Annotated in this window: 12 protein-coding genes; all 12 read left to right on the top strand. The window is 33.4% G+C overall.

Going from position 1 to position 13,162, the window contains the following annotated elements:
* The first annotated feature begins 7 nt into the window (after positions 1-7).
* The 12 genes from FNL83_RS11230 to FNL83_RS11175 all read left to right on the top strand — a co-directional run bounded on the left by FNL83_RS11230 (position 8) and on the right by FNL83_RS11175 (position 12,887).
* Positions 8-388, top strand: coding sequence for a RidA family protein (locus FNL83_RS11230; protein WP_001832217.1), 381 nt, complete (start codon positions 8-10; stop codon positions 386-388).
* A 59-nt stretch (positions 389-447) separates the two neighbouring features.
* Entirely contained in the window at positions 448-756 is a 309-nt protein-coding gene (gene spoVG, locus FNL83_RS11225; protein WP_001832195.1) for a septation regulator SpoVG, read from the top strand.
* 608 nt (positions 757-1,364) lie between these two features.
* A complete protein-coding gene (gene glmU / locus FNL83_RS11220) occupies positions 1,365-2,720 on the top strand; it encodes a bifunctional UDP-N-acetylglucosamine diphosphorylase/glucosamine-1-phosphate N-acetyltransferase GlmU (protein WP_001832214.1) in 1,356 nt (451 codons plus the stop codon).
* 143 nt (positions 2,721-2,863) lie between these two features.
* Positions 2,864-3,829 carry a ribose-phosphate diphosphokinase gene (locus FNL83_RS11215; protein WP_001832233.1) on the top strand — a complete coding sequence of 322 codons (966 nt, stop codon included), beginning with the start codon at positions 2,864-2,866 and terminating at the stop codon, positions 3,827-3,829.
* A 169-nt stretch (positions 3,830-3,998) separates the two neighbouring features.
* Complete coding sequence (locus tag FNL83_RS11210) at positions 3,999-4,658, top strand: 50S ribosomal protein L25/general stress protein Ctc (protein WP_001832185.1); 660 nt, start codon at positions 3,999-4,001, stop codon at positions 4,656-4,658.
* A 252-nt stretch (positions 4,659-4,910) separates the two neighbouring features.
* A complete protein-coding gene (gene pth / locus FNL83_RS11205) occupies positions 4,911-5,483 on the top strand; it encodes an aminoacyl-tRNA hydrolase (protein WP_001832229.1) in 573 nt (190 codons plus the stop codon).
* A 5-nt stretch (positions 5,484-5,488) separates the two neighbouring features.
* Positions 5,489-8,989 carry a transcription-repair coupling factor gene (gene mfd, locus FNL83_RS11200; protein WP_002484485.1) on the top strand — a complete coding sequence of 1,167 codons (3,501 nt, stop codon included), beginning with the start codon at positions 5,489-5,491 and terminating at the stop codon, positions 8,987-8,989.
* Positions 8,979-10,520: a polysaccharide biosynthesis protein gene (locus FNL83_RS11195; RefSeq protein WP_002457103.1), complete on the top strand. Its 1,542-nt coding sequence runs from the start codon at positions 8,979-8,981 to the stop codon at positions 10,518-10,520. Before mfd ends, FNL83_RS11195 begins: the two co-directional genes overlap by 11 nt.
* Positions 10,517-11,707, top strand: coding sequence for a MazG nucleotide pyrophosphohydrolase domain-containing protein (locus FNL83_RS11190; RefSeq protein ID WP_001832236.1), 1,191 nt, complete (start codon positions 10,517-10,519; stop codon positions 11,705-11,707). The genes FNL83_RS11195 and FNL83_RS11190 overlap by 4 nt, the downstream gene beginning before the upstream one ends.
* A complete protein-coding gene (locus FNL83_RS11185) occupies positions 11,704-11,967 on the top strand; it encodes an RNA-binding S4 domain-containing protein (protein WP_002447891.1) in 264 nt (87 codons plus the stop codon). Before FNL83_RS11190 ends, FNL83_RS11185 begins: the two co-directional genes overlap by 4 nt.
* A 23-nt stretch (positions 11,968-11,990) precedes the next feature.
* A complete protein-coding gene (gene divIC / locus FNL83_RS11180; RefSeq protein ID WP_001832241.1) occupies positions 11,991-12,392 on the top strand; it encodes a cell division protein DivIC in 402 nt (133 codons plus the stop codon).
* Positions 12,393-12,485: 93 nt separating this feature from the next.
* Complete coding sequence (locus FNL83_RS11175; protein ID WP_002457104.1) at positions 12,486-12,887, top strand: S1 domain-containing RNA-binding protein; 402 nt, start codon at positions 12,486-12,488, stop codon at positions 12,885-12,887.
* Positions 12,888-13,162 lie beyond the last annotated feature (275 nt).

Raw genomic sequence — 13,162 nt, 5'->3', positions numbered from 1 at the left:
ATTCATCATGAAAATAATCAACTCAGATAAGGTACCCGAAGCACTAGGCCCATATTCGCATGCAACTGTTATAAACGGTTTTGTCTTTACATCAGGTCAAATTCCACTCACACTTGATGGAACAATTGTTAGCGATGATGTTCAAGAACAAACTAAGCAAGTTTTAGAAAATTTAACTGTGGTATTAAAAGAAGCAGGTTCTGATTTGAATTCTGTTGTTAAAGCGACAATCTATATTTCTGATATGAATGATTTTCAACAAATTAATCAAATCTATGGAAACTATTTCGTCGAACACCAACCAGCTCGTAGTTGTGTTGAAGTGTCACGGTTGCCTAAAGACGTAAAGGTAGAAATTGAATTGATAGGTAAAGTGAAGGAATTATAATTTTCTTAAAAGTTGTCAAGCTTCTAATAACATAAAGATATACTAGGGGGGCTCACTACATGAAAGTGACAGATGTAAGACTTAGAAAAATACAAACAGACGGCAGAATGAAAGCACTCGTTTCCATTACGCTAGATGAAGCTTTTGTAATTCATGATTTACGTGTAATTGAAGGAAACTCAGGTCTTTTCGTCGCAATGCCAAGTAAACGTACACCAGATGGTGAATTCCGTGACATCGCGCATCCTATCAATTCTGATATGAGACAAGAAATCCAAGATGCAGTGATGAAAGTATATGATGAAACTGATGAAGTTATTCCAGACAAAAATGCTACTTCAGATAACGAAGAATCAGACGAAGCTTAATTAAAGAAATGTATTCATTTATAAAATAAGCCTGGGACATTGATGATATATTGTCTCAGGCATTTTAATGTATTGTTAGTCAATGGCAAAATTAGTAATGATTGTGTAATGGATTACTTGAAATTTATACCATATTGTTCGGGAGGGACTGCGACTTCTTATTGAAGTTGTAGTCCCTCCGTTATTTTTAATGTACTTTGTATTTCCATAAACGAAAACGAAATAAACATTTAACGATAAATAAGAATTATAGAAGTAAAATACTGATATGTTTCTCTGACAACAATTCATCTATAAAAATTTACTTATGATAGACGTAATTAATATGTCTGTATGATTATAACTTTATCGTCATAATTATGATTGATAATATGATGATTTAGACACTGAAATAAAATACCAATGATTAATAAAGAGGTTGAATATGTAATGTAACTGTTGGGTTTGATGACCTCGTTTTCCTTATTAAAGCATAACAACTTATTTGAATTTCTAAAATTATCAAACCTTTAATGAATGATTAACAAAACCTTTTATAAGTTGAAACTCTCTTTGTTATTCAACTATAATAACTATGAAGTGTAAATTTTAATGGAGGGTTAGCATTCATGCAAAGACATGCGATTATTCTGGCAGCAGGTAAGGGCACAAGAATGAAATCAAAGAAATATAAAGTGCTCCATGAGGTTGCTGGCAAACCAATGGTTGAACATGTGCTTAACAACGTAAAACAAGCTGGCGTTGATCAAATTGTAACTATTATTGGTCATGGCGCTGAGAGTGTGAAAGATACATTGGGTAATCAATCATTATATAGTTTTCAGGATAAACAACTTGGAACAGCTCATGCTGTGAAAATGGCACATGAACATTTAGCAGATAAAGAAGGAACTACTCTAGTAGTATGTGGAGATACACCACTTATTACATACCAAACTTTACAATCACTTATTGAACATCATGAAAGTACACAATCACATGTTACTGTATTATCTGCTTCTACTATCAATCCTTATGGTTATGGACGAATTATTAGAAATCATAATGGAATATTAGAGCGTATTGTTGAAGAGAAAGACGCAAATGACTCAGAACGTGCGATTAAAGAAATTAGTTCAGGTATTTTTGCCTTTAATAATCGAGTACTATTTGAGAAGTTAGAACAAGTTAAAAATGATAATGCTCAAGGAGAATATTATTTACCTGATGTTTTGTCTTTAATTTTAAAAGACGGAGGTAAAGCTGAAGTTTATTGTACCGAAGATTTTGATGAAATCATTGGTGTTAATGATCGTTTGATGTTAAGTGAAGCTGAAAAGGCTTTGCAACAACGTATCAATCGCTATCATATGGAAAATGGTGTGACAATCATTGATCCTAGTTCAACATTTATTGGAACAGATGTGAAAATTGGAATAGATACAACTATTGAACCGGGCGTGCGCATCGGAGGTCATACAACGATTGAAGAAGATGTGTGGATAGGCCAATACTCTGAAATTAATAATAGCACAATTCATTCGAATGCTAACATAAAACAATCGGTTATCAATGACTCTATTGTTGGAGAGAACACAACAGTTGGACCTTTCGCTCAACTACGCCCAGGATCTAATTTAGGTTCTGAAGTTAAAGTAGGAAACTTTGTTGAAGTGAAGAAAGCAGATATTAAAGATGGTGCTAAAGTATCACACTTGAGCTACATTGGAGATGCTGAAATAGGTGAGCGTACAAATATCGGATGTGGTTCTATCACTGTAAACTATGACGGCGCTAACAAATTTAAAACAATAGTAGGTAAAGATGCTTTTATAGGATGTAATACGAACCTTATAGCACCTGTAACAGTAGGTAATCATACTCTTATTGCAGCTGGATCCACAATTACAGATAATATCCCTGAAGATAGTTTAGCATTAGCGCGTGCAAGACAAGTAAATAAAGAGGGCTACCTAAAAAAATAGTTCTTGCCCTGAATTGCTATCGTATATGCAGTTTTAAATGAATTTATAAAATTGTAATAATTTTGATTGTACATCTATCATAGTAAAAAAGCGCTATTTTCTATATAATATAAATGTCTAAGTAAATAATTGGAGGACTATAAATGTTAAATAATGAATATAAGAATTCATCAATGAAGATCTTTTCGCTTAAAGGAAATGAACCTTTGGCACAAGAAGTAGCAGATCATGTAGGGATTGAATTAGGTAAATGTTCTGTAAAACGTTTTAGTGATGGAGAAATTCAAATAAATATTGAAGAAAGCATTCGTGGTTGTGATGTTTTTATTGTTCAACCAACTTCATACCCAGTCAATCTTCATTTAATGGAGTTACTTATTATGATTGATGCGTGTAAACGCGCGTCAGCAGCAAATATTAACATCGTAGTACCATACTATGGTTACGCTCGACAAGATAGAAAAGCCCGTAGTCGTGAACCTATTACTGCTAAATTAGTAGCTAATTTAATCGAAACAGCAGGTGCCAATCGTATGATCGCATTAGACTTACATGCACCTCAGATCCAAGGATTCTTCGATATTCCTATTGATCATTTAATGGGTGTTCCTATCCTTGCACAACACTTTGAGAATGATCCTGATATTAATCCAGAAGAATGTGTAGTTGTGTCCCCTGACCATGGTGGGGTAACACGAGCTCGTAAATTAGCCGACATTTTAAAAACTCCAATTGCAATTATCGACAAAAGACGTCCGAAACCGAATGTGGCAGAAGTTATGAACATTGTGGGTGATATTGAAGGACGTACTGCAATTATTATAGATGACATTATTGATACTGCAGGAACAATTACTTTAGCTGCTCAAGCTTTAAAAGATAAAGGTGCTAAAGAAGTCTATGCTTGCTGTACACATCCAGTGCTTTCTGGGCCAGCGAAAGAACGAATTGAAAACTCTGCAATCAAGCAACTTATAGTAACAAACTCAATTCAATTAGAAGAGAATAGAAAACCTAATAATACAAAAGAACTTTCTGTAGCTGGTTTAATTGCGAAAGCAATTATTCGTGTATACGAAAGAGAATCAGTAAGTGTATTATTTGACTAAAATTTACAATTGAATTTGACGTATCCTACATCAACATGTATAATACTATCGTTCGTAGAATTGCGAACAAATAAACACTTACAAGCAACAGTAACGTTGATGGGTAAGTGAGGAGCAGGTTAGACGTATCCAATGTCTAAACCTCGAAATTCGAAAGGTGGAAATACGAATGGCTTCATTAAAGTCAATCATTCGTCAAGGTAAACAAACACGTTCTGACCTAAAACAATTAAGAAACTCAGGTAAAGTACCTGCAGTTGTATATGGTTACGGTACAAAAAATACTTCAGTTAAAGTTGATGAAGTTGAATTTATCAAAGTAATCCGTGAAGTAGGACGTAATGGTGTTATTGATTTAGGCGTAGGTTCTAAAACAATTAAAGTAATGGTTTCAGATTATCAATTTGATCCATTAAAAAACCAAATCACTCATATTGACTTTTTAGCAATCAACATGAGTGAAGAACGTACTGTTGAAGTACAAGTTCAATTAGTTGGTGAAGCTGTAGGTGCTAAAGAAGGCGGCGTAGTTGAACAACCATTATTCAACTTAGAAGTTACAGCTACACCTGAAAATATTCCTGAAACTATCGAAGTAGATATCAGTGAATTACAAGTTAATGACAGCTTAGCAGTTTCTGATATTAAAATCTCTGGTGATTTCACAATCGAAAATAATCCAGAAGATTCTATCGTAACAGTAGTTCCTCCAACAGATGAACCTTCTGAAGAAGAAGTTGAAGCTATGGAAGGCGAATCAGCAACTGAAGAACCAGAAGTTGTTGGTGAAGACAAAGAAGACGATGAAGAAGAAAATAAAGAAGACTAATCTTCGTGTCTCTTAAGTAGGTATTCTCATTAGTTGAGATTACAGATTTAAAGGCGAGCACTGTGCTTATGTTAATAAGCATAGTGCTTTTTGTGTTATTATAGGGAATGATTAATTATTTAGGACGGTTTTAGAGGAGGTTGACATATATCAGTGGTCAATCATTTTTACGTCCTTTATTTTAAAATAAACACAGCAATAGCATTTGAAAATATGTGAAGATACATAATATTAATAGTGGAGGTAACAATAATGAAATGCATTGTCGGTCTTGGCAACATTGGTAAACGTTTTGAATTAACAAGACATAATATTGGTTTCGAAGTTGTCGATGATATTCTAGAACGCCACCAATTTACTTTAGACAAACAAAAATTTAAAGGTGCATATACTATTGAACGTTTAAACGGCGAAAAAGTATTATTTATTGAGCCAATGACCATGATGAACTTATCTGGTCAAGCTGTAGCCCCTTTAATGGATTATTATAATGTCGATGTTGAAGATTTGATCGTTTTATATGACGATTTAGATTTAGAACAAGGACAAGTGCGTCTGCGCCAAAAGGGGAGTGCAGGCGGTCATAATGGTATGAAATCGATAATTAAAATGCTTGGTACAGATCAATTTAAACGTATTCGAATTGGTGTTGGCCGTCCAACAAATGGGATGTCTGTTCCGGACTATGTTTTACAAAAATTTTCAAAAGAAGAAATGATCATTATGGAAAAGGTAATTGAACATTCTGCAAGAGCTGTAGAATCTTTTATTGAAAGTTCTCGTTTTGATCATGTTATGAATGAATTTAATGGTGAAGTCAAGTGAAATCAATGATTGCAAATTACATTAGCGAAGATAATCGTTTTCAAGAATTAGATGAAGTCTTCGGCCAAGAGAATATTTTAGTTACGGGATTATCCCCGTCAGCGAAGGCAACAATTATTGCTGAAAAATATTTAAAAGATCATAAACAAATGCTACTCGTAACTAATAATTTATACCAAGCAGATAAAATCGAAACTGACATTTTACAATATGTAGATGACTCAGAAGTTTATAAATATCCTGTTCAAGATATAATGACTGAAGAGTTTTCTACTCAAAGTCCACAATTGATGAGTGAGCGTGTTAGAACGTTGACTGCGTTAGCCCAAGGCGAAAAAGGGTTATTTATTGTGCCTTTAAACGGCTTTAAAAAATGGCTAACACCGGTTGATTTATGGAAAGATCATCAAATGACGCTTAAAGTAGGTCAGGATATTGATGTTGATGCATTCTTAAATAAATTAGTTAATATGGGTTATCGCCGAGAAAGTGTAGTGTCACATATTGGTGAGTTTTCATTGCGTGGTGGAATCATAGATATATATCCGTTGATAGGAACACCTGTGAGAATAGAGCTATTTGATACTGAAGTTGATTCCATCAGAGACTTTGATGTAGAAACACAACGTTCTAACGATAATATAAATCAAGTTGAAATCACAACAGCTAGTGACTACATTATTACTGATGAAGTGATACAACACTTACAAAATGAACTTAAAAAAGCATATGAATATACACGCCCTAAAATTGAAAAGTCCGTACGTAATGATTTAAAAGAGACATATGAAAGTTTTAAGTTGTTTGAATCTACCTTTTTCGATCATCAATTGTTACGACGTCTTGTTTCATTTATGTATGAAAAACCATCAACCCTTATTGACTATTTTCAAAAAAACGCGATTATTGTAGTTGATGAGTTTAATCGTATTAAGGAAACAGAAGAAACACTTACAACAGAAGTTGAAGATTTTATGAGTAACTTAATTGAGAGTGGAAATGGATTTATCGGACAAGGATTTATGAAGTATGAAAGTTTTGACGCATTATTAGAGCAACATGCCGTTGCATATTTCACATTATTTACATCTTCGATGCAAGTACCATTACAACATATTATTAAGTTCTCTTGTAAACCAGTTCAACAATTTTATGGTCAATATGACATTATGCGCTCGGAATTTCAAAGATACGTGCATCAAGATTACACTGTCGTAGTTCTTGTTGAAACTGAAACAAAAGTTGAACGTATTCAATCAATGCTTAATGAAATGCATATTCCAACAGTATCAAATATTCACGAAGATATTGATGGTGGTCAAGTTGTAGTGACGGAAGGTAGTCTTTCTGAAGGCTTTGAATTACCTTATATGCAGTTGGTAGTCATCACAGAAAGAGAATTATTTAAAACAAGACAAAAGAAACAACGTAAACGTACAAAAACGATTTCTAATGCTGAAAAAATAAAATCATATCAAGACCTAAATGTGGGCGATTATATAGTGCATGTGCATCATGGTGTCGGACGATACTTAGGTGTTGAAACACTAGAAGTTGGAGATACACATCGCGACTATATTAAATTGCAATATAAAGGAACTGATCAATTATTCGTTCCAGTTGATCAAATGGATCAAGTTCAAAAGTATGTGGCTTCTGAAGATAAGTCGCCTAGATTAAATAAATTAGGCGGGACAGAATGGAAAAAAACAAAGGCGAAAGTTCAACAAAGTGTTGAAGATATAGCTGATGAATTAATTGATTTGTATAAAGAACGTGAAATGTCTGTAGGTTATCAATACGGCCAAGATACTGCAGAGCAATCAGCATTTGAGCATGATTTTCCATATGAATTAACACCCGATCAAAGTAAGTCAATCGATGAAATTAAAGGTGACATGGAAAGAGCAAGACCTATGGACCGTCTTCTTTGTGGTGATGTGGGATATGGTAAAACTGAAGTGGCTGTCCGTGCAGCGTTTAAAGCTGTCATGGATGGTAAGCAAGTTGCGTTTTTAGTACCAACAACGATTCTTGCACAACAACACTACGAAACACTACTTGAACGTATGCAAGATTTTCCGGTCGAAATTCAATTGGTAAGTCGATTCCGCACAGCTAAAGAAATAAGGGAAACTAAAGAAGGGCTCAAATCAGGATATGTTGACATTGTCGTAGGTACACATAAATTATTAGGTAAAGATATTCAATATAAAGATTTGGGATTGCTTATTGTTGATGAAGAACAACGTTTTGGAGTGCGACATAAAGAACGCATTAAAACTTTGAAAAAAAACGTTGATGTACTGACGCTTACTGCAACACCAATACCAAGAACATTGCATATGAGTATGTTAGGTGTACGTGACTTATCAGTGATTGAAACACCACCTGAAAATCGTTTTCCTGTACAAACTTATGTCTTAGAACAGAATACGAACTTTATTAAAGAGGCATTAGAGCGTGAATTATCTCGCGATGGACAAGTATTTTATTTGTATAACAAAGTGCAGTCCATTTATGAAAAAAGAGAACAACTTCAAAGGTTAATGCCTGACGCTAACATTGCTGTAGCACATGGCCAAATGACTGAACGTGATTTAGAGGAAACAATGTTAAGCTTTATTAATCACGAGTACGATATTTTAGTAACGACTACAATTATTGAAACAGGTGTAGATGTACCAAATGCTAATACTTTAATCATAGAAGAGGCTGATCGTTTTGGTTTAAGCCAGCTATACCAATTAAGAGGACGTGTAGGACGTTCAAGTAGAATTGGTTACGCTTATTTCTTACATCCAGCTAACAAAGTGTTAAATGAGACTGCTGAAGAGCGATTGCAAGCTATTAAGGAGTTTACCGAACTAGGTTCAGGTTTTAAAATCGCTATGCGAGATTTAAATATTCGTGGTGCAGGCAATTTACTCGGTAAGCAACAACATGGCTTTATTGATTCGGTTGGTTTCGATTTATACTCTCAAATGTTAGAAGAAGCAGTAAACGAAAAACGTGGCATTAAAGAAGAATCGCCGGATGCACCAGATATTGAAGTAGAATTGCACTTAGATGCTTATTTACCAGCTGAATATATACAAAGTGAACAGGCTAAAATTGAGATTTATAAAAAACTTCGAAAAGTAGAAACTGAAGAACAACTTTTCGATGTCAAAGATGAATTAATAGATCGTTTTAATGATTATCCAATTGAAGTCGAACGATTATTAGATATTGTTGAAATCAAAGTCCACGCTCTACATGCGGGTGTCGAATTGATAAAAGACAAAGGCAAATCTATACAAATCATTTTATCACCTAAAGCGACTGAAGATATTAATGGAGAAGAATTGTTTAAACAGACGCAACCTCTTGGTAGAGCAATGAAAGTTGGCGTGCAAAATAATGCAATGAATGTAACGCTAACAAAATCAAAACAATGGTTAGATAGTTTGAAATTCTTAGTTAGATGTATTGAAGAAAGTATGGCGATTAAAGATGAAGACTAAGAGTGAGACGGCGTTTAACGGCGTCGTTATACTTACCTTAGCATTAATTATTGTGAAGATACTAAGTGCCATTTATCGCATTCCGTATCAAAATGTTTTAGGTGATGACGGTTTATATGCTTATCAACAAATATATCCTGTCGTAGCACTAGGGGTTATTTTATCTATGAATGCTATTCCAAGTGCTGTGACTCAAGTGATAGGTGTTAATCGATCCGATGAAGTCTATACAAGGGTTATGTTTCGATTACAATGCATAGGTTTTATCGTCTTTATTTTGCTTTTTATGTTTGCGAATATGATTACCCGATGGATGGGCGATTCTAATTTAGCACCCATGTTAAAGATGGCCAGTTTTAGTTTTATTTTAATAGGTGTCTTAGGAGTGTTAAGAGGATTTTATCAATCAAAACAAGTAATGACCATACCAGCAATTTCCCAGGTTATAGAACAGGTAATTAGAGTTAGTTTAATCATTGTTGCAATTATTATGTTTTCAATGAAACACTGGTCTATTTATCAAGCAGGAGCATTAGCTATATTGGCATCTTCGATTGGTTTTTTAGGTTCAATGTTATATTTATTACTTAAAAAACCACTTAAACTTAAGTTATGCTATCGCTTTAATAATACTTCCATTCAATGGAAGCAGTTGTTTATTTCCATATCCATATTTGCATTGAGTCAACTTATCGTTATTTTATGGCAAGTTGTGGATAGTTTTACAATAATACGTTTATTACAACATAGCGGTATTGCTTTTAAAGAAGCAATTATTCAAAAAGGCATTTATGATCGTGGTGCTTCATTTATACAAATGGGTTTGATTGTAACTACGACTTTTAGTTTCGTTCTTATCCCATTACTTACTCAAGCAATTCGTGAACATAATCAAATTCATATGAATCGTTATGCAAATGCATCAATTAAAATCACGGTAGTAATAAGTACAGCAGCTAGTATAGGATTAATTAATCTGCTTCCACTTATGAATGTTGTATTCTTTAAAAGTAATCATTTAACTCTAACTTTGAGTGTTTATATGTTTACAGTGATATGTGTTTCGTTAATAATGATGAATATCTCATTATTACAAGTTCAAACCAGTATTCGTCCCATTATTATGGGTGTGATAATAGGAATACTGTCCAAAATTATTTTAAATGTTATATTAATACCTTTTTGGGGTATCGTGGGTGCAAGTGTGAGTACAGTCTTATCACTACTACTTTTTGTCATAATATTGCAAGTTGCAGTCTTAAAGTACTACCGTTTTAATCGTATATCTTTATTTATCGTTAAACTTATTTTAGGTATGATAATTATGAGTATAGTTGTTCAAACTGTCATGCTTGCCTTACCTTCAAAAAGTAGGATGTTAGGATTACTAGAACTTATAGTTAGCTCAATTATAGGCATAGTGATTATAATGTTGTATATTATTATATTTAATGTATTAGGATACAAAGAAATAAAGCACTTACCTTTTGGAGACAAATTATATCAAATGAAGAGAGGAAGACGGTCATGACCCATACAATTACAATAGTTGGTTTAGGTAATTATGGCATTGATGAGTTACCTTTAGGTATCTATCGTTTTTTAGAAAAAGAGTCTAAAGTATATGCTAGAACCTTAAATCATCCTGTCATCAATACGCTAAAGAAAGAAATTGAATTCGAGAGTTTCGATAGTATTTATGAAGCACATGACCGTTTTGAAGATGTTTATGAAGCGATTGTCACATCACTAATAGAATTGGCACAATCTGAAGATATTGTTTATGCAGTTCCTGGTCATCCTAGAGTTGCTGAAACTACGACTGTAAAATTATTAGAGTATAGTCATTTTAATAAGGATATCTCTGTGAAGGTACTTGGAGGAAAAAGTTTTATTGATGACATTTTTGAAGCGGTTGATGTAGACCCCAATGATGGTTTTACACTGCTTGATGGTACGTCATTAAAAGAATCGGCCTTAAATGTTCGTACAAATACAGTAATTACTCAAGTTTATAGCGTAATGATAGCTGCCGATTTAAAACTTACTTTAATGGAAAGATATCCTGATGATTTTAATGTGAAAATAATTACTGGTTCTCATAGTGATGGAGCTCACGTAATTGAATGCCCACTTTATGAAATTGATCGCTACGACGATTATTTTAATAATCTTACAAGTTTATTTATTCCAAAAATCAATGAGGATACATTACTTTATCAAGATTTTGATTACGCAGTTCAAACTATTGATTTACTCGTTGATAATGAAAAAGGGTGTCCGTGGGATAAAGTACAAACTCACGACTCATTAAAACGGTATCTTTTAGAAGAAACGTTTGAATTATTTGAAGCCATTGATAATGAAGATGATTGGCATATGATAGAGGAATTAGGAGATATACTTTTACAAGTATTATTACATTCTAGTATAGGTAAAAAAGAAGGATATATTGATATCAAAGAAATTATAGAAAGTCTCAACACCAAGATGATTCATAGACATCCACATATCTTTGGTAATGCGCATGTAACTTCGCAAGAGGATTTAAAAGACATTTGGTCACGTGCTAAAGAAAAAGAAGGTAAAGTGCCTCGTGTTAAATTTGAGAAAGTATTTGCAGACCACTTCTTGAAATTGTATGATAAAACAAAAAATAGGCAATTTGACGAAGATGATCTCAAACAATTTTTACAACAAGGAGAGAAAAATTCATGAGATTAGATAAATATCTAAAAGTGTCACGATTAGTTAAACGACGTACATTAGCTAAAGAAATTAGCGACCAAGGTCGAGTGACTGTCAATGGAAATGTGGCAAAAGCAGGTACAGATATCAAAGAAAACGATGAACTCATTATTCGTTTTGGACAAAAATTAGTCACAGTTAAAGTAACAGGATTAAGCGACCATGCTACAAAAGAAAATGCAAAAGGTATGTATGATTTGATTAAAGAAGAACGTATTAATGAAGAGTGAAATGCTTAAGGAGGTGACAAGCAATGAATAAAAAAGTAGAACATATCGGTAACCAATATACGTCACAAGAAAATAAGAAAAAACAACGACAAAAAATGAAAATGCGTGTTGTACGTAGACGTATTGCTTTATTCGGAGGTATTCTTTTAGCGATTATCCTCATTCTACTTGTATTGCTTGTCATTCAAAGACATAATAACGATCAAGATGCAGTTGAAAGGAAAGAGAAAGAAACTGAGTTTCAAAAACAACAAGATGAAGAAATTGCTTTAAAAGAGAAACTTAATAATTTAAATGATAAAGACTATATCGAGAAAATAGCGAGAGACGATTATTATTTAAGTAATAAAGGTGAAGTCATTTTTAGATTACCTGATGATAAAAAATCCTCTCAGTCAAAGACTTCAAACGAAAAAGGCAATTAGAATAAAATAATATGATTATATCATTGTGAAATTACGTGAACAGGAATATAATAAGGATAAAATCGAATCTAACCAGGAGGATTTATTTAGAAAATGTCAATCGAAGTAGGAAACAAGCTTAAAGGTAAAATTACAGGTATCAAAAAGTTTGGTGCATTCGTAGAATTACCTGAAGGAAAAAGTGGTTTAGTTCATATCAGTGAAGTTGCCGACAATTATGTTGAAAATGTTGAAGACCACTTATCAGTAGGTGACGAAGTAGAAGTTAAAGTTTTATCAATCGCGGATGATGGTAAAATTAGTTTATCAATAAAAAAAGCTAAAGACCGCCCTCGTAAGCCTCGTCACAGTAAAGCTAATCACGGTAAACCAGTTCAAAAAACTGAAGACTTTGAGAAAAAATTAAGTAACTTCTTAAAAGATAGTGAAGATAAATTAACGTCAATTAAACGTCAAACCGAATCACGCAGAGGCGGTAAAGGTTCTAGACGTTAATATGATATAGATTAAACGACCGTTAATGTCAGAGTGATGATGTTTTTAGTACTTTGACAAATAGTGGGAAGACACTACGAAGATGTTTAGTCCTTGATTAAACATATGCAACATCCACATGGGGTGGGAGGTAGAATTCAATTATATTACTTTGAATTCTCTCCTACTCCTATTTTTGTTGATGTTGAGTAAGTCATATTACGTTATGGAAGACGGATTTAATTGTATCACGTAGAATTCAATTTAGTGGCATCATTTAAAGTAACGAGGTGAAT

The sequence above is a fragment of the Staphylococcus epidermidis genome (assembly GCF_006742205.1).
Classification (GTDB): domain Bacteria; phylum Bacillota; class Bacilli; order Staphylococcales; family Staphylococcaceae; genus Staphylococcus; species Staphylococcus epidermidis.
This window is presented reverse-complemented; position numbering and strand designations above follow the sequence as displayed.

What these genes read in the sequence shown, in the direction of transcription:
- glmU (WP_001832214.1), top strand. Translation starts at nt 1,365, where the DNA reads ATGCAAAGACATGCGATTATTCTGGCAGCAGGTAAGGGCACAAGAATG.
- mfd (WP_002484485.1), top strand. Translation starts at nt 5,489, where the DNA reads ATGATTGCAAATTACATTAGCGAAGATAATCGTTTTCAAGAATTAGAT.
- FNL83_RS11210 (WP_001832185.1), top strand. Translation starts at nt 3,999, where the DNA reads ATGGCTTCATTAAAGTCAATCATTCGTCAAGGTAAACAAACACGTTCT.
- FNL83_RS11230 (WP_001832217.1), top strand. Translation starts at nt 8, where the DNA reads ATGAAAATAATCAACTCAGATAAGGTACCCGAAGCACTAGGCCCATAT.
- FNL83_RS11185 (WP_002447891.1), top strand. Translation starts at nt 11,704, where the DNA reads ATGAGATTAGATAAATATCTAAAAGTGTCACGATTAGTTAAACGACGT.
- FNL83_RS11215 (WP_001832233.1), top strand. Translation starts at nt 2,864, where the DNA reads ATGTTAAATAATGAATATAAGAATTCATCAATGAAGATCTTTTCGCTT.
- FNL83_RS11175 (WP_002457104.1), top strand. Translation starts at nt 12,486, where the DNA reads ATGTCAATCGAAGTAGGAAACAAGCTTAAAGGTAAAATTACAGGTATC.
- FNL83_RS11195 (WP_002457103.1), top strand. Translation starts at nt 8,979, where the DNA reads ATGAAGACTAAGAGTGAGACGGCGTTTAACGGCGTCGTTATACTTACC.
- spoVG (WP_001832195.1), top strand. Translation starts at nt 448, where the DNA reads ATGAAAGTGACAGATGTAAGACTTAGAAAAATACAAACAGACGGCAGA.
- pth (WP_001832229.1), top strand. Translation starts at nt 4,911, where the DNA reads ATGAAATGCATTGTCGGTCTTGGCAACATTGGTAAACGTTTTGAATTA.
- divIC (WP_001832241.1), top strand. Translation starts at nt 11,991, where the DNA reads ATGAATAAAAAAGTAGAACATATCGGTAACCAATATACGTCACAAGAA.
- FNL83_RS11190 (WP_001832236.1), top strand. Translation starts at nt 10,517, where the DNA reads ATGACCCATACAATTACAATAGTTGGTTTAGGTAATTATGGCATTGAT.